This window comes from Sphingomonas pollutisoli (genome assembly GCF_029167165.1).
Taxonomy (GTDB): domain Bacteria; phylum Pseudomonadota; class Alphaproteobacteria; order Sphingomonadales; family Sphingomonadaceae; genus Sphingomonas; species Sphingomonas pollutisoli.
On sequence record NZ_JARFNJ010000008.1, the window covers coordinates 44526 to 61454 of the forward strand.

The following is a 16929-nucleotide window of genomic DNA, read 5'->3' on the forward strand; positions in this document are numbered from 1 at the left end:
CTCTCGCCGAATGGGTGAATGACACATTCGCTGTACTCAAGCCCTGTTGGTCCAACTCTCGACCCACACAAGGCTAAGTACCAGCAACGTCTGAGAGGCTACCGGCTCTCTGCGGGCAACGAGAAGCACCGCGGTGCGAGTTCGCCGATGCGGTTGGCAGGGTGTCCATCGGCAATTTCGTGATCGCCACGACCCGGCGCATCGCTGGCTGCGTAACCTCATCAGCGCGGTCGCGGCAGCGCTGTAGCGCGCATTGCCAGGCGGCAGCGGTTCCGAGTCGGCGGCGCGTGTGAGCGGACGCTCCGGCTCATGCTGGCCGCTCCTGCGCCTGAGCGGTGAGCCAAGTCTCGAAGTGCGTGGGTGCGATCCGTGCGTCGTCGCGCGGAACCAGCGTGTGGTCGTCGGCGGGCGCGCCGAAGTAATCGCGTTCGGTGGTCACCACGATCCGACGCGGATCGTCGCGCGCGCCAAGCCAACTGGCGGTAAATTCAGCCAGCGGTGCGCGCTCCGGCCCCGCGACTTCGACGATGCCGTTCGCAGCGCTAGCCACAGCTACGTCGGCGAGCAACGCCGAGACATCGGCGGCGGCGACCGGTTGAAGGGCGATGCCCGGCAGGTGCACGGCGTCGTCCTTCGTATAGCCGTCCGCGATAGCCGACAGGAACTCGAAGAATTGGGTGGCGCGCACGATCGTGTAGGGCACGCCGCCGGCGGCGATCAACTGTTCCTGCGCGAGCTTGGCGCGGAAATAGCCCGATGCCTGGAGACGATCGGTGCCCACGACCGAGAGCGCGACGAGGTGGCGCACCCCCGCGTCGCGCGCCGCTTCGAGCACGTTGGCGGTGGTGCCGCGAAAGAAGGCCAGCGCCGCTGCATCCTCGAACGTGGGGGCATTGCTGACATCGACCACGACCGCGGCATCCGTCAGCGCTTGAGCCAAGCCCGCGCCGGTCAGCGCATCGATGCCCGTGCTTGGTGAGGCAGCGACGACGTCATTGCCCTTGGCCTGCAGCAGGCCAACGAGAGGCCGGCCGATCAGTCCCGTGCCGCCGATGATAACGATCTTCACGTTCACGTCTCCCATGCAAGTGCCTGCCTGCATGACGAGGGTGGCGCGACCAGCGTGACATGGAACGGCGCCGGCACCGAAAAAATGCGCGCCGGTATGTCACGGCGCATCTGCCTGCCTCGTCAAGGCGATGAGCGCGCCGATGGTCGGCGCCCATGACGAGGAAAGCATCATGTCCGAGGTGAAGCGTTTGAATTGGTCCGAAATCGCGCCAGAAGGGGCCAAGGCGCTCTTCGGGATTCATCAGTATGTGACGCAGAAGACGAACCTTCCCGAAGAGCTGATCCACCTGGTTTTCCTGCGTGTTTCGCAAATCAACGGCTGCGCGCATTGCATCGACATGCACACGCGCGATCTGCTCAAGACCATGCCGATCGACAAGGTCGCGTTGATCCCGGTCTGGGCGGAGGTGCCGCATCTGTTTTCGGACCAGTATCGCGCGGCGCTGGCCTGGGCTGAAGAGGTGACCAACGTCAGCATTACCCACGCCTCGGACGATGCCTATGCGGCCGCGGCCGCCGCTTTCGTGCCGAAGGATCTGGTCGATCTCACGCTCGTCATCGCGGCGATGAACGCGTTCAACCGTTTGGGCGCGCCATTCCGCCTTCCTGTTGCAGCAAAGCCATGAACCGGCGGGGGCGGGCGCATCCCCTTGCTCCCGCCCCCGGCAGCAAGCGACCCAGCCTCTTTCGGTGACCCGTGATCGCCAGGTGGCTGCTTCCGACGCAAGCAGCGCCGACCAGGCCGTCATTCAGCATGGCGGCGTGCCATTATGACCAACCGCCCGATCGGCATCGTCGAATATCGGCGATACTCCAGAAGGTGCGCGAGATCGCGGCACTGTCCCTTCGTAACGTGGCGCTCGAAGTCGATCAGCAGATAACCAATTCGGTCCTTTTTTGGCGTGAACTACTTAGTCCCACCTAATATCATATCGACCAATCTCATCGCAGGATCTTCATGAGGATTTAAATCCGTAATGGATATATTCACCTTTTTAGGTAGATTCCCTAATGTCAGTATGCGGAAATTTCGCATCTTTAGGGTACTGTCTATCGGAATATGTTATGTTGCTGGCACCCCGATAACATGGAAGGAGGAAGGTCATGTCTCGTAAGTCGATTTTCATACCTGCATCAATCGCCATGTTTGTTCTTTGCTCCGCTCCGGCCTATGCATCCGATGGAACAATCACGTTCACCGGGTCGCTTACGGCTACGACCTGCACGGTTGCTTTGAATAATGGAACCGCCAGCGGTACGGTGGTACTTCCAAACGTATCGACCAGTGTTCTGAAAGTCAGCGGCGACGTCGCTGGCGCCACCAATTTTCAGTTGGATTTGAGCAACTGCACGGTCAGTTCAACTGTGAAAGCCTATTTCGAGGCGGGCCCGACCGTGAACACGGTGACCGGCGCCCTCATCAACGCCGGCACTGCGAGCAATGTAGAGGTGCAGCTCGTGACCGACGGGGGAACGCCGATCGCCATCGGCAACTCCGGCCAGGCGACCTCGACTGGTGTGACGATCACGGTTCCGGGCACCACGTCGGGCGCCCTCAATTACGTCGCGCGCTATCGTGCGAAGGGCGTAACGACGGCTGGCACGGTGACGAGCTCGGTTACCTATTCGCTGACCTATAGCTGATCGCGAATTGCGCCAGATCGGAGCCGATTTCCGGGTAATCGATAATCGGCTCCGACTGCTCCGCCGTGCGCACGACATCGACGATGCGTGCCATGCGGCCACCACGCTCGGGACCGTGCGTCGTACGACGCGATCCGAACGCCCGGCCGTTTGCCAGCACATCTCGCAAATCCGGAGGCTTCCCATGGCTCGCCGAATGCCGTTTCGCGCCTGCCGATCCGCCGCCCTGCTCCTGTGCGTCAGCGTCAGTCCGGGCGTTGCGCAAGCGGGTGTGGTTATCAACTGTACCCGCGTGATCTATCCGGCCAATCGCAAGGAAGTCTCGGTCAACCTGCGCAACGTCGGCGAAGCGCCTTCGCTCGTTCAGGCCTGGATCGATGCCGGGGAGGGGAGGGCGGAACCGGCGAACGCGAGCGTACCCTTCGCGATCGTCCCACCGCTTTTCAGGCTTGATCCGACCAAAGGGCAAACCTTGCGCATCATGTACTCGCAGGCGGCTTTGGCAGCCGATCGGGAAACGGTTTTCTGGCTGAATGTGCTGGATGTCCCGCCGCGCGTCCCGGTCAATCCAGACGCACCAAATCGCCTCGAAATGGCGTTCCGCCACCGCCTCAAACTTTTCTTTCGCCCGACTGGACTGCGGGGCAATCCGGCGGACGCGGCCAAGCAGATTGAATGGATATTGACGCGCAAGGACGGCAAGCTTGCAATCGAGGCGCGTAACCCGACCCCCTATTTCATCTCGCTCACGAGCGCGACAGTGACGCTCGGTGCGCCAATCGCCGCGCTCGCCCCGCCGATGCTGGCGCCGTTCTCAAGTTCCGTGCTCGCGCTCGCGCAAACTGCCGCCGGTCTACCCGGCACTGCCACCGTAACGTATAGCTTCGTCAACGATTTCGGCGGCGTCGTTACGGGCGAGGCGACCGCCAGGACGGCTGCGTGATCTCCCGCCATGCGCCGCGCACCCATCGGCCGGAGAACGCGTCGGACTAGGGCAATCGCTGCGGCTGTCGTGCCTTTGGCGAATGCGCTGGTCTTGTCGAGCGGTGCCCGCGCCGCATCATCGGCCGCCCCCGCGTCTCCGCCCGGCGCAACCGCTCCAGCCTCACCAAACGTGCAATTCAATGCCGATTTTTTACGGGGCGGCCTCGGGCCAAATACCGACCTCGCCAGGTTCGAAAAAGGTAATCCCATCGCCCCCGGCGACTATCTGGTCGATCTGCTCGTGAACGACACTCTCGTCGGGCGATTCAACGTCCGTTTCAACGCCGAACATCCCGGCGACAGTGCCCAACCCTGTATCGATCGGATGTTGCTCGAAAGGATCGGGCTTACGGCCGCTCTGATGAATGGCGCTGCCGTTACGCAGGCGCCCGGTGGGTGCGTCGACCTCAAACGAATTTCGCCGGACGCCACGGTCAATTTTGATCTGGGCACGCTTCAGTTGGCAATCGGCCTGCCCCAGGCGCTGCTAAGACGCACGGCGCGAGGCTATGTCGCCCCCCAATATTGGTCAAAGGGCATACCCGCAGCCGTCTTGGCCTATGACGCGAGCCTGTTTCGCACCGCGAGCGCGGGTCGCGTCACCACCAGCATGTTCGCGGGGCTTACCGCTGGAGTGAACATCGGCGACTGGCATTTTCGCGACCGGTCGGCGATCAGCGCGACGAACGGTGCCTGGCGATTCCAGTCGGTCGCCGCCTTCGTCCAGCGCGATCTACCCGCGATACGCGGAAACCTGGTTATTGGCGACAGCTTCACCGACGGCCAGGTGTTCGACAGCGTGGGCTTCCGCGGGATCTCACTGTCGAGCGAAGATCGCATGCGGCCCGAATCGCAGCAGGGCTATGCCCCGGTGGTGCGCGGAATCGCCCGGACCAACGCGCACGTCCGTATCACCCAGGACGGCAACGTGTTGCTGGAAACGAACGTGCCACCGGGACCATTCACGATCGATGACCTTTATCCGACCGGATATGGCGGCAATCTGTTGGTCCAGGTGCTGGAAGCTGACGGAACCCAGCAGAGTTTTTCGGTACCCTACGATTCGCTGGTCCAGTTTTTGCGGCCCAAGATCTGGCGATATAGCCTCGCGGCGGGTGATATCGCCATCGGGGGCAGGCGCACGGGCAATCATTTCGTTCAGGCTGCCCTCCAATATGGCTTCGCCAACGGTCTGACCGGCTATGCCGGACTGGCATTTGCCTCGGGCTATGCCACGGGCCTTCTGGGCACCGCCGTGGAAACACCACTGGGCGGGTTTGCCTTGGACGCCACGCTTTCCAAAGGGCAGTCGTCCCAGCAAGGCTATAGTCTCAGGCTGGGGTATAGCTATGTCATCCCCGGCCTCGGGTCGCACATCGCGCTCGCCGCATATCGCTATTCCTCTCACGGCTTTCGCTCGCTGACGGACGCGGTGCTGGAGCGCGATCTTCTGAAAGGGCGGCACGCGCTTGGGGAATTTCCGCGCGAGCGCAACCGCTTCCAGGCGAATGTGACACAAGCGCTCGATCACGGTTGGGGCAGCTTCTACCTCAGTGGGTCGCTCACCAATTTCTGGAACCAGCCGGGGACGAGCACGCAACTCCAGGCGGGGTATAACAACCGGGCGCGGATCGGGCCGACCAACCTCGACTTCGGTCTCGCGTTCGCGCGGCAGCGCAACGAGACCACAGGGCAAACCGACGACCGCGTTTTGCTGTCGATCGGCTTCGCGCTCGGGCGCAGTGCCAATGCACCGCGCGTCACCGCCAGCGTTGCCCCCACCTTCACCAACGGGCGAGGCGACACCAGCGCCCAAATCACCCTGAGCGGAACCCAAGGCTCCAACAACGAATATTCGTATTCGGCCAGCGTTGAACAATCGCCCGGATCCCGCTCGATCAGCCTGGGCGGCGGTATGCGAGCGCGTTTCGCCAATTTGTCCGCCGGTTTCGGCGCCGGCACGGGCTTCACGCAGTTTTCGCTGGGCGCGAGCGGCGGGATCGTGGTCCACTCGGGCGGCGTCACGCTCGCCAACCAGATTGGCGACACCATCGCGCTGGTCGAAGCGAAGGGCGCACGCGGCGCGACGGTTTCGTCCGGGAGCAACGTGCGGATCGACGGCGCGGGCTATGCGGTCGTCCCCTACCTGATGCCTTACCGGCTCAACGAGATCGCGGTCGATCCGGCGGGCACAGGGCGAGATGTCGAACTCGCGGTTACGAGCCAGCAGGTCGCGCCGCACGCCAATGCAGTCGTCAAACTGAAATACGATACCGTGACGGGCACCGCCGTCTTTATCACCGCCCGCCTGACCGGTGGCGGGTTCGTCCCGTTCGGCGCAAGCGTACTCGACGCCCGACAGACCGAAATCGGCTTGGTCGGCAGCGACGGCGCGATCTTCCTGCGCGGAATTCCGGCAAGCGGCACTCTCGATGTCAAATGGTCGGACTCCCCCGACGCGCGGTGTCGGATCGTTTACAGCTTGCCTCCTGCCTCGCGCACGGCGCCGGATGCGGCAGTTCGCATGGAGGTGCCGTGCCGGCCAATAATGCCGTCGGAGACGGATGCCAAAAGCGGCGGGCATCCGCCGCGCTCACCCAAGGCGTCGGAGGACATCAAATGAGCAACCGAACGGGGGAGGGCCGGGCCGTTTTTGACAGGATGGCGCGTGTTCTGGGGGTTTTGGCGCTCTTGGCGAGCGCGTTGTTGTGGAGCGCTCCCGCCGGCGCGGTCTCGGTCGTGGTCAGCCCGGCATCATTGCCGCTCAGTCCCTCGGGGCCGTATTCTGCCGCGCGGGACAAGCCGGTAGGGACCGTGATTGCCACATCGAGCGCGATCATTTCCGCGACCGATATCAGCGGCACCTGCGTGGTGACCGCGCTGATCCTGTCGGGGGCCGCCGCGAACGGAGATATTTTCACGACCGGCGTCGCGGGACTTGGGGTGAAGCTCTACTATTACAACGGTTTGACCCGCGTGCAGCTCGCGCCGAACATTCAGGTCAGCGTGGCGGCAACGCTGTCTGGACCCGGAACCGTAAGCACGGTGGAAGCAGAGCTGGTCGTGACCGGCCAAGTCTCTTCAGGCACGCTCAACGCGCTGCCATCAGTCAACCTGACCTTCCTTGCCGCCGGCGCCGGCTGCGGGGTGGTCACACTGGCCGACAAGACGCTGACCGTGACCGCAGGTAACGGCACCGTCACCGCGTCGAGCTGCGTGGTCACCAGCCCGGCGATCGCAGTCGGCTTGCCCACAGTGTCCACCCAGCAGCTTGACGCCGCCGGAAAAACCGCGGGACTGACCCAGTTCACGATTCCGCTCAACTGCAGTTCTGTGACCGCGGACGTCTACGTCACGTTGACGGACGCGACAGACGCGTCGAACACCACGTCGTTGCTGACCCTGCAGCCGGCCGCGACCGCCGGCAACGTGAAGCTGCAAATCCTGCGAAACAACGGCACCGCGGTTTCCTACGGCCCGGATGCCGCGACTGCGGGGAATACCAACCAGTTCTTCGTCGGGCCAGCGAGTACGGTGAGCAATATCCCGCTCGGCGTGCAATATTACAGCACGGGCGTCGCGACCGCGGGATCGGTGCACGCGGCGGCAACCTTCACGATGAGCTACCAATGATCTCGATCTATGCTTTTCGAGTACAAAGCCGCGGCGGCGAACGGCTCATCCGCCAAGGGTTGCGCGAACTGCCGCTCGGCCTCAGCCTTGACGGCGCCGGAGTCTCATGCGCTTGACCCATTGGTTTTCAACAGCCCGCGTAACGCTTCGATGTTCGCCTTGAACGCCGCTTGGTCTTCGGGCCGATCCGACGCGCCCAGCAGTTCCAGATCCTGGCGCAAGCGCTGAATGCGATCGATCGCGGCTTCGTGCTTTATCCGATCGATCCTCGTCGCCAACCCAGAGATCTCGATGAAGGCCTTATTGCTGTCACGATCGGGCTGTGTTTTGACCAGCTCGTTGACGGCGTCCAGCAGCTTTCCGATCTGTCGGCCGTAGCTTTCGTGTGCGAGGATGATCTGTTCGGTTTGGGGCGCGCTGGAGTTTTGCTCGTTTATCGTGACGCTACCAAAAGACCAGCCCGAGTTGATCGACTGCCAGAGTTTTTGTGGTGCAAACGCGGCCGAAATCCAGGGAAACCAACTATTTGCCCAGAGATCGGCAGAAGCGGGCTCGGTCATCTCGGCTCCGATCGTGATACGGTGCGAGTCATTCGTTGACATATTGAACCATCGTCGGCCGAACTTCCAGTGCCTCGAGGATCTGCTGAACACCGTGCCAAGTGGGCGAGATGATCCGGATCGTTGTCCTGCTCAGCTTCCGGATTGAAGCATTTATGGCCGGTTCTCTCGCCGGGCGGTGAAAAAACGCGCAGGCGTAGTTCCCAGCGCCTTCTGGAACATCGTTATGAAGGCGTTGACCGACTCGTAGCCGAGTTCCGCTGCAACGCCTTGCACGGTCGCGCCGCCCGCCAGTTCGCGAAGCGCGGTGAGGAGGTGGAGTTGCTGGCGCCAGCGACCAAAGGTGAGGCCGGTTTCCCGGATCAGCAGGCGTGACAAGGACCGTTCGCTCATTGCCACGCGCTTTGCCCATTCCGCCTGCGTGGCGCGATCCGACGGGTTGGTCGTCAGCGCATCGGCGATCGTGCGGATTTTCGGGTTGCTCGAGACGGGCAGGTTGAACCGCTCGTGCGGCATCTCGGCCAGTTCGTCGAGCAGCACGCGCGCGATGCGCGCGGCATGGCTGTCGCGCGGATAGCTATCACCATCCACCGCCAGTCGATCCATCATCGCGCGGATCACCGGGGTCACCGACAACGCGCAGCAATGGTCCGGCAGGTGCGCCGCACCCGGCTCGACGAAGAGGTAGCTGAGACGCGCGTTCGGCGTGGCGCGCGCGCTATGCGACGTGCCCCCGGGAATCCAGATCCCGCAGTTCGGCGGAACGATCCAGAGCTGGTTGTTCGCCACGCAGGTGACGGCACCATGCAGCGCCAGGATCATCTGTCCCTTGCGGTGCGTATGCGCAGGTACCTCCGCGGCATAGTCGGCGAAATCGAGATTGCGCGCGACCGCAGGCCTGTCGGTCGCGTCGGGGTCGAACACGGCAATGGCCGTTCGGGGAGAATGCATATGATTGACCGGATTTAGGGACCGATTGGCCAGATAGCGAATTTATAAAACTTTGAGAATCGTTATCAACAAGCCAATGGGTCTTTGGCTATTTTATACGCACGGTTGGGTGGGGCCACGTCCAGCGCTCCCAACATTGGGCAAGCTGCTGCGCGCGCCCGCGCTGAGGGCCGATGCGGACGCGCTGCTGTTCTCGGCCAAGACCTTCGCCGCCGCGATGCTTGCCTATTACATCGCGCTGCGCATCGGGCTCTCCCGCCCGTCCTGGGCGATCATCACGGCGTATCTGGTTTCCCAAACCTCGGCCGGTGCGTCGCTCAGCCGCGGCGTCTATCGTCTGGCGGGCACACTGGTCGGTGCGGCGGCGACGGTGGCGATCATCCCGACCTTCGTCGGCGAGCCGATCGTTTGCAGCCTGGTGCTGGCCGGCTGGATCGGTTTCTGCCTGTTCCTGTCGCTGCTCGACCGCACCCCGCGCGCCTACGCGTTCGTGCTGTCCGGCTACACCGCCAGCCTGATCGGCTTTCCCGGCGTCGCCGAGCCGCAGGCGATCTTCGACACCGCGCTGCTCCGGGTGCAGGAAATCGGGCTTGGCATCCTGTGTGCGGTGCTGATCCACCGCGTCGTGATGCCCCGGCCAATGACGGGCCAGTTCGTGGGCAAGGTGGCGACGATGCTGCGCGATGCACGGCGCTTGGCCGGTGACGCGCTGAGCGGCGCCTCGGGCGTGCGACAGCGCTCCGACCGCCATCGCCTCGCACTCGATCTGCTCGCCCTGAACGGGCTGGCGACACATCTCCCCTACGATCCGGCTACCGCCAAACCCCGTCGCGAGACGCTGCGGCGCCTGCACGATCGGCTGGCGCGGCTGCTCCCCTTGGCGACGGAAATCGAGGAGCGGCTGGCCGCAATGAACGACCCCGAGGCGCTGTCGGACTTACTGCGCGACATCGGCCACTGGATCGACGCTGCCGGTTCGCCGGATGCGGACGCTACCGCGCTCCTTCTGATCGATCGCGCACATCGTGCGCGGAAGGCGGCCTATGCCGAACCGGGGCGCGAGGGGAACCTGCCGACAGGCAATCTCGCCGGCCATCTCGCCGAGCTGGTCGGCCTCCTTCACGATTGTGACCGGCTGGGGCGTGAGATCACGAGCGGCGGTGCAGCACGAGATCGAGGGAGGTTCGGGGACATGGCGGCCACGGGCTATGTCCATCACCGCGATCCGGTCATGGCGGCACGTGTTGCAGCCGGTGCGGCAACCGGAATCCTGGCCGGCTGCCTGCTCTGGATCTGGTCGGCGTGGGCGGATGGCGGGCTGGCGGTATCGGTGCTAGGCGTCACCTGCGCCCTGTTCGGCAATGTCGACGCGCCGGCGCCCAACGTGCGCAAATACATGCTGGGATCGCTCTACGGCGTGGTGCTCAGCCTCGCGTACAGCTTCATCATCCTTCCGCGCGTCACGGACTTCCCGACGCTGGTCGCCGTTCTCGCACCGGCCTTCTTATGGGGCGGATCGCTGCAGGCGCGGCCCGCCACCGCCTATATGGCGCTGGGTATCACGCTGACGATCCCGATCTTGTCCGGACTGGGCGCCCGCTATGCCGGCGATTTCGCCGAGGCGCTCAACAGCAGCGTGGCCTTGTTCGTGGCGACCGGCTTCGGGGCGGCGAGCATGAGCCTGCTCCAGACCATGCCCGCCGATACGGCGATAGAGCGCCTCTTGCGGTTGAGCCGCCGAGACGTTGCCCGGCGAGCGCTCGGTCGCGGACCCGCGGAGGCGGGCTGGACGAGCCTGATGGTCGACCGAACCGCACTGATCCTGCCACGCCTCGCCGCCTCGAAGCGGTCGCGCGCCGACACGCTCGACGAAATGGTGCGGCAGCTTCGCACCGGTCACGCTGCCGCCGGGCTGCGGCGCGCGCTGGGCGCGGCGGGTGGGGCGATCGACGATCAGGCGCGGCAAGTGCTCGGCGCGCTCTCCGACGCTTTGGCAACTGGTTGCGATTTGAATGCCGCCGCGGCAGCCGAGTTGGACCAGCGCATCGAGGCGCTGACGTTGCTCGCCGCAAGCGAGCCGAGCGAAGGGAGTTTGCGGCTCCTCGACCCGCTCCTTGATCTCCGTCACGCGCTGGCCTCCGCTGCGGCGAGCGACCCGGAGCGCGCGGCGTGATTTCCGATCTGAACATCGAGGGCATCTTGGTTCCGGGGCTGCTGGTGCTGGCCTGCCTTGCCCTGGTCGCGACGGTGATGCTGATGCGGCTTCTCGCCGTCACCGGCCTGTCGCGCCGCCTCGCTCTGTCGGCGCTCACCGAGATCGCCGTCTTCATCATCCTCTACGGCCTGCTCGTGCAGGCCCTGCCTGTGACCGGATCGTTCCTATGAAGCCGATTGTCTCGTTCCTCGCGCGCTACGGCGTAACGCTTGTCGTTGTGGCGGGTGCCGCCCTGGTCGGGTGGCAGCTCTGGGATCGGCATCAGCAGACGCCCTGGACGCGCGACGGTCATGTCCGTGCCGACGTGGTGCGGGTGTCGACCGATGTCGGTGGGCTCGTGACGCAGGTCATGGTCCGCGACAATGAGGCGGTCCGCCCCGGACAGCTCCTGATCGTACTCGACCGACCGCGCCTCGCCGCAACGATCGAGCGCGCGGACGCCGCCATCGCCGAGGCGCGCGCGCAGCTCGATCAGGCGCGCAAGGAGGCCCGGCGCGATGTGGCCCTTGGCGACCTTGTCGCGACCGAAGCGCGCGAACAGAGCATTGCCAAGGTCAAGACGTCCGAAGCCGCGCTGACCCGCGCCATCGCCGACCGCAACGTCGCCAAGGTCGATATCCGGCGTACCGAAATTCGCGCAACCGTGGCGGGCATCGTCACCAACCTCGACATCCACCCGGGCGACTATCTTGCCGCCGGCGCGCAGGCGATGGCGCTGGTCGATACCGCCTCGTTGCGCGTCGAAGGGTATTTCGAGGAGACCAAGCTGCGTCGGGTGTCGATCGGTGACCGCGCCCGCGTCCGCCTGATGGGCGAGGATGCCGAGATCGCCGGCCGCGTCGAAAGCATCGCCGCCGCGATCGCCGACGATCAGCGCGATGACACCGGCAATCTGCTTCCGAAGGTCGCGCCGACCTTCTCCTGGGTCCGGCTTGCCCAGCGTATTCCCGTCCGCATCCATATCGACCGGGTGCCCGCCGGCATCCGCCTGATCGCGGGGCGGACGGCGACCGTGGAGATCCTTCCAACCATCGCGGCGCGGGCAGGGGGGCGGCGGTCGTGAAGCGCGCATCCGCCTTCCTGCCCGCCCTGCTTCTCGCCGCTTGTGTTGCCGGGCCGGACTATCACGTTCCCCCGGCAGCGATCGTCAACCGACCCGAAGCGGCGGCACCGTTCCTAGGTGGCAAAGAGGCAGGCGTGTCCCAGGCCGAGCTTCCGCCGCGCTGGTGGCGGCTCTATGGTGATCCCCGACTCGATGCCTATGTCGAGGAGGCGCTGGCGGCGAACACCGACCTTCGTGCTGCCGACGCCAACCTGCGCCGCGCCAGCGCGGTCGTTCGCGAAGCCGCCGCGGCACGGACCGTGAGCACCGGCTTGAACGGCCAGGCAACGGGCGGCCGGATCGGTGGACCGACCGCTGGCCTGCCGGCGCCGTTCAGTTACGCGCTCGGCTTCGACGTCGGCTATCCGCTGGACCTTGCAGGCGGCATCCGTCGCGGGATCGAGGCGGCGACGGCGCAAGCGGAGGCGGCCTTGGCGGCGCGCGATCAGGTGCGCGTCGTGGTCGCAGCCGCCGTTGCGCGGAATTATGCACGGGTCTGCACCGGTGGGGTGGCATTGTCCGCCGCGCGGCGCGTCGCCGCCATCCAGCACGCTACGCTGACTGTGGCGGTGCGGATGGCGCGCGGGGGGCGCGGCACCCGCTTCGACACCGACCGGGCGCGGGCGGCCGTATTCGCCAGCGAGGCCGCCATTCCCGACATACTTGCCGACCGCAAGGCCGCGCTGCTCGCACTGGCCGCGCTGATGGGTCGAACACCCTCCGAGTACCCGCGCGACCTCGAGACCTGCGCCGCGATACCGACGATCGCGCGGCCGATCCCGGTCGGGAATGGCGCGATGCTGCTCAGGCGCCGTCCGGACCTGCGGAAAGCCGAGCGTATGCTGGCCGCCGCCACAGCGGGCATCGGCGCCGCGGAAGCCGAGCTCTACCCGAACGTCAGCCTCGGCGGATCGGCCGGCACGGCTGCTTCCGTGGGTCGTGCTTTGGGACAGAGGTCGTTCGGGTTCAGCCTCGGGCCGCTCGTCTCCTGGTCATTCCCGAACAGGAAAGCGGTGCGCGCTCGGATCGAACAGGCCGGTGCCGATGCGGACGCCGCGCTGGCAGGCTTCGATGGCGCCGTGCTGGTCGCGCTGCAGCAGACGGAGACGGCGCTATCGGCATATGCGCGCGCAACGGACCGGCTGAGGGATCTCGAGCGGGCGGCAAACGCCGCCGCCGATGCCAGCGGCGATGCCGAAAGGCTGCAGCGGTTCGGCCGCACGCCCTTCCTCGACGTCCTGAACGCGCAGGCCGGTTACGCCGATGCCCAGGCGTCCCTGTCCGCCGCCCGCGCCAGCGTCGTCGATCGGCAGATCGATCTGTTCCTCGCGTTGGGCGGTGGGTGGGATTGATGGCGCATGAGCTGACCGGCCTTGTAGCGGCATGAATCTTCGATTGGCTCGGGTCGCCTTCAATGAGACAGCCGATTGCCGGCCTTCCGATAGCGAAAGAAGGATACGGACGCCGCATGCGTCACCCGCTCGCGCGCCCCGCCTGTTCGACCGAGCGGTCGCGCAGGATCAGCACGGGGATGTCGGATGCGATGCCGGGATCGACGCGTAGCACGGCGAACAGGTGTTTGCCGGTATGCCACGCGCGCAGCGTGCCGTAGCGCGGGGCGGAGCCGTCGAGCGCGACCGGCTGCCACCCCGGCGGTATGCCCGCGCCGATCGCTCCCCATAGTTTGCCGTCGTTGCCGGGCGCGACCGCATAGTCGCTGACGTCGAGCTTGCCCCAGGCGGGTTCGAGCCGATCGAGGCTCGCGAGCATCGCCACGACGCGGCGGTGGTTGACCGCGTCGCCATAGGGCGGCTCATCGTGCTGGACGAGGATCGCGGGCAGCGCGACCGGCGCCGGCGCGGGGTGGCAGGCGGCGGCGGTCATCGCCAACGCGAGCGCGAGCCGCAGCTTCAAGGCCGCGCCCGGCGCTGGACCGACGCGAGCGTGTCGTCGAACGCGCTCGACACCTGATCGCCGACGCCGAGTTCGCCGGTGCGCGCGTCAACCGGCAGTGCGGCGTTTTCGAGCCGGGTGCCGGCGTTGGCGGTCGGATCGGCGATCGCGGCGTTGACGGCGAACTGGACCCATTCCTTGGCCACGCTCGCGCCGGTGCCCACCGCTGCGGCGGCGGGGCCGCCGATCTTGGCCTTGTCGATGATGGTGAGCGCGGATTTGAGGATCGCGGTGACCTGCGCGCGCTGTTGCGCGACATCGCCCGACAGCGACTGCGCGCCCGCATAGACGCTGCCGACGAAATAGCCGAGCGCGCCGGCGTTCGGGCGCCGCTCCTGCGCGGTGTTGGCGACGGTGACGGTCTGGTCGAGGCGCGTGACCGGGTTCTCGGTGCCGGCGTTGCCGACTTGCAGCCGGCCCATTTGCGCGCCGAGCTCGGCCTCGCGGCCTTCGTGCAGCATCTCCTTGGCATAGGCCGAGAAGCTCGATCCGTCGGCAGTTGCCCGATTGTAGGTCAGTTCGCGCATGACGCCGGTCGTATCGCTGTCGATGATCCGGGTCAGCCCGTTGGTCATCTGCTGGAGCGCAGCGTCCTTGCCGACCACGGTGAGCCCGCCGATCACGCTGTTGGTGTCGCGCAGCGCGCGCATCGCCTGCACGCCCTGGTCGAACACCTGTGCCTTGAGATCGGCATCCCCCATGCTTGCGGCGGCCTGCATGATGCCCTCGAACGGACTGGCGTGCCACGTCATCGTATTGGCCGCGCCCGCACCCGAGGTTGTGGTGGTCATCTGCGCATCGACCGAGGAGGTCAGCACGTCGGGTAGGTGGGTGCCGAGCGCGCGGAACCCGGCCTCGGCCTGGGTGCCGCGCAAGCTGCCGAGCACCTGGCCGACCGCCGCGCCCTCGGCATCGCTGAAGCTGGTCTGGCTGAAGCCGAACCCGGTGTCGAGCCGCGCAGTGCTGTCGCCGGTGGCGCCGGCGAGCGCGTGGATGTAATCAACCTTGACCTGTGCGCTCGCATGGGTCGCGACCGCGCCGCCAAGTTGGGTCACCGCGCCGAAGGCGCCGTTCTTGTCCGTGCCGGCGAACGCGGTGCTGAGCGTGGCGAGATGCTGGCCGTCGAGCTTGCCGGCCATGTCGGCGAAGAACTGGCCGCGCTCGTCCGCGGACAGCCCGCCGAGCCCGAACGGGCTGCCGTCCTCCACCTCGCCAGCGATGCGGCCGAGTTCGCCGCTGTGCTGCAAACGGTCGATCAACTGGTTGGCCTGCGCCGGCGGGAGCGACGTGATCGTCGCGACCACCTGCTTGATCTCGCGGTTGGTCACGGGGTTGAGGAAGCCGGTCTCCATCTTCTGCGTGATGGTGTTGACGGCGTTGGAGACGGGATCGGTCACGTGCGGACTCCTCTCACGGGCTTGGCTTTCCCGGTATCGCAGGCTTCGTCGACGAACGCGCTAGTCGATGCGACTAGCGCGGCAGCGGCCGCTAATCGGATCGCTTATCGTGGCGCCGCGACGATGCCGCGTATCATCGCGCCATCCCCAGCGTGAAAGGTGACGCGATGAGCATCGAGATCGACACGGGCGTGCGGTCGCTCGGTCCGGCGGGCGGTATGCCGCCCGATCCGCTCGAAGTGCTCGCGCAGCGCGGCGATATCGACGCGTTGCGTGCGTATCTCGGCGAGCATCCCGGCCAGCGCGACGCGCTCGACAGCTTGCTGGTGCGCGCTTCGCGCTACGGCGACGTGTACGCGCTCGCCGAGGGTGAGCGGCGGGCGGCAGGACCACAGGCGGCAGCACCGGTCGATACCAAGCCGAAGCCCAAGCCCGTCGATTACGACACCCCGGTGTGGACCAAGACCAAGGTCGGCGACGGCCCGGCCTTCCCCGGCCGCAAACCCTCCGATACAAGCTACCGCCTGTCGGAAAGCGCCGCCTGGGGCGGGATGGTCGCGCAGGGCACGGTCAGCGAGTCCGAACAGCGCGTCATCAGTCGCATGGCCGATAATGAGGGGCGGCTGGATTCGGTGCAGTCCTACGACAACCAGATCGTCACGGTCGGGTCGATGCAGAAGACAATCAATCCGCAGGGGAGGGGCGAGTTCGCGCGCCAGGTGTTCGAATTCTCGCAATCGAACCCCGACGCCTATGCGTCGCTGTTCACGGAGCAGGGCTGGAGCGTCGAGAATAGCGGGAAGGGGACCGGCGACGGCGCCTATACGATGTCGCTGACCGTCGACGGCACCAAGATGACCGGCAATGCCCTTTCCGCCTACATCAAGGACGAGCAGCACCCCGATCACTGGATGACCGCGCTGTCGCCGCTCCAGAATGCGGGCCGCGATGCGGCTTTCCAGGCGAAGCAGATCGGCGATTTCGTCGCGAGGCTCGACAGCGCGCTGGCCAAGGTGCCGGCCAGCGCGGTGAAGGGGCAGAGCTATACCCGCCCGATTTCCGCCTATGTCACCTCGGAGCAGGGTGCGGCGCTGGTGCTGGACGAGAGCGTCAACCGACCCGCGCACGTGCCGAACACCTTCGGCAAAGCGCTCGACGCGTTTTTCGCGGATAACCCCAAGGCCGAGCGTGATCCGACGCTGTGGACAGCGGCGCAACGCGCGACGTATGAGCCGCGGATCGTTTCCAAGTACGAGGCGCAGCGCCTAGTGTCGCGCATGACCGATCCAGATCAGCGCGCCGCGCATATCACCGGTAAGGGTACGACGCTGAGTGCCGATCCCGGCAGCTTCGTGCGCGTGTCGCGCTGAAGCGCCTCCTCCTCGCGCTGCTGCTCGCCGCGGCCGCGCCGGCGCCGCA

At 65.8% G+C, this 16929-nt stretch carries 15 protein-coding genes; 10 read left to right on the forward strand and 5 right to left on the reverse strand.

Features of this window, described 5'->3' with window-relative positions:
* Positions 1 to 307: 307 nt before the first annotated feature.
* Positions 308 to 1069: an SDR family oxidoreductase gene (locus PX554_RS17700; protein WP_275503858.1), complete on the reverse strand. Its 762-nt coding sequence runs from the start codon at positions 1067 to 1069 to the stop codon at positions 308 to 310.
* 130 nt (positions 1070 to 1199) lie between these two features.
* On the opposite strand from PX554_RS17700, the gene PX554_RS17705 reads away from it, so the two are divergent.
* The 5 genes from PX554_RS17705 (at position 1200) to PX554_RS17725 (ending at position 7332) form a co-directional block, all read left to right on the forward strand.
* Complete coding sequence (locus PX554_RS17705; RefSeq protein ID WP_275503859.1) at positions 1200 to 1697, forward strand: carboxymuconolactone decarboxylase family protein; 498 nt, start codon at positions 1200 to 1202, stop codon at positions 1695 to 1697.
* A 478-nt stretch (positions 1698 to 2175) separates the two neighbouring features.
* Complete coding sequence (locus tag PX554_RS17710) at positions 2176 to 2715, forward strand: fimbrial protein (protein ID WP_275503860.1); 540 nt, start codon at positions 2176 to 2178, stop codon at positions 2713 to 2715.
* Between the two features lie 196 nt (positions 2716 to 2911).
* Positions 2912 to 3658 carry a fimbria/pilus periplasmic chaperone gene (locus PX554_RS17715; RefSeq protein ID WP_275503861.1) on the forward strand — a complete coding sequence of 249 codons (747 nt, stop codon included), beginning with the start codon at positions 2912 to 2914 and terminating at the stop codon, positions 3656 to 3658.
* Positions 3659 to 3667: 9 nt separating this feature from the next.
* On the forward strand, positions 3668 to 6322 hold the full coding sequence (locus PX554_RS17720; protein WP_275503862.1) for a fimbria/pilus outer membrane usher protein: 2655 nt from the start codon (positions 3668 to 3670) through the stop codon (positions 6320 to 6322).
* The gene (locus PX554_RS17725) at positions 6319 to 7332 is read left to right on the forward strand and encodes a fimbrial protein (RefSeq protein WP_275503863.1); all 1014 of its coding nucleotides are present in this window, start codon (positions 6319 to 6321) and stop codon (positions 7330 to 7332) included. The genes PX554_RS17720 and PX554_RS17725 overlap by 4 nt, the downstream gene beginning before the upstream one ends.
* A gap of 104 nt (positions 7333 to 7436) precedes the next feature.
* Here the strand turns inward: PX554_RS17725 and PX554_RS17730 are convergent, their stop codons facing one another.
* A complete protein-coding gene (locus tag PX554_RS17730) occupies positions 7437 to 7892 on the reverse strand; it encodes a hypothetical protein (protein WP_275503864.1) in 456 nt (151 codons plus the stop codon).
* Positions 7893 to 8045: 153 nt separating this feature from the next.
* On the reverse strand, positions 8046 to 8816 hold the full coding sequence (locus tag PX554_RS17735) for an AraC family transcriptional regulator (protein ID WP_275503865.1): 771 nt from the start codon (positions 8814 to 8816) through the stop codon (positions 8046 to 8048).
* Positions 8817 to 8979: 163 nt separating this feature from the next.
* Between PX554_RS17735 and PX554_RS17740 the strand changes: the two genes are divergently transcribed.
* From PX554_RS17740 to PX554_RS17755, 4 genes are read left to right on the forward strand one after another with little or no spacing between them, the layout of a single operon-like run.
* A complete protein-coding gene (locus PX554_RS17740) occupies positions 8980 to 11016 on the forward strand; it encodes an FUSC family protein (RefSeq protein ID WP_275503866.1) in 2037 nt (678 codons plus the stop codon).
* Positions 11013 to 11228, forward strand: a complete 216-nt coding sequence (locus PX554_RS17745) for a DUF1656 domain-containing protein (RefSeq protein ID WP_275503867.1) — start codon at positions 11013 to 11015, stop codon at positions 11226 to 11228. Before PX554_RS17740 ends, PX554_RS17745 begins: the two co-directional genes overlap by 4 nt.
* Positions 11225 to 12121, forward strand: a complete 897-nt coding sequence (locus PX554_RS17750) for an HlyD family secretion protein (protein ID WP_275503868.1) — start codon at positions 11225 to 11227, stop codon at positions 12119 to 12121. Before PX554_RS17745 ends, PX554_RS17750 begins: the two co-directional genes overlap by 4 nt.
* The gene (locus PX554_RS17755) at positions 12118 to 13512 is read left to right on the forward strand and encodes an efflux transporter outer membrane subunit (protein WP_093225862.1); all 1395 of its coding nucleotides are present in this window, start codon (positions 12118 to 12120) and stop codon (positions 13510 to 13512) included. The genes PX554_RS17750 and PX554_RS17755 overlap by 4 nt, the downstream gene beginning before the upstream one ends.
* A gap of 121 nt (positions 13513 to 13633) precedes the next feature.
* Here PX554_RS17755 and PX554_RS17760 read toward each other — a convergent pair whose 3' ends face one another.
* A complete protein-coding gene (locus PX554_RS17760) occupies positions 13634 to 14074 on the reverse strand; it encodes a hypothetical protein (RefSeq protein ID WP_093225863.1) in 441 nt (146 codons plus the stop codon).
* Positions 14071 to 15510, reverse strand: a complete 1440-nt coding sequence (locus PX554_RS17765) for a hypothetical protein (protein ID WP_275503869.1) — start codon at positions 15508 to 15510, stop codon at positions 14071 to 14073. The genes PX554_RS17760 and PX554_RS17765 overlap by 4 nt, the downstream gene beginning before the upstream one ends.
* A gap of 167 nt (positions 15511 to 15677) precedes the next feature.
* On the opposite strand from PX554_RS17765, the gene PX554_RS17770 reads away from it, so the two are divergent.
* Positions 15678 to 16880, forward strand: coding sequence for a hypothetical protein (locus tag PX554_RS17770; protein ID WP_093225866.1), 1203 nt, complete (start codon positions 15678 to 15680; stop codon positions 16878 to 16880).
* The last annotated feature ends 49 nt before the right edge of the window (positions 16881 to 16929 follow it).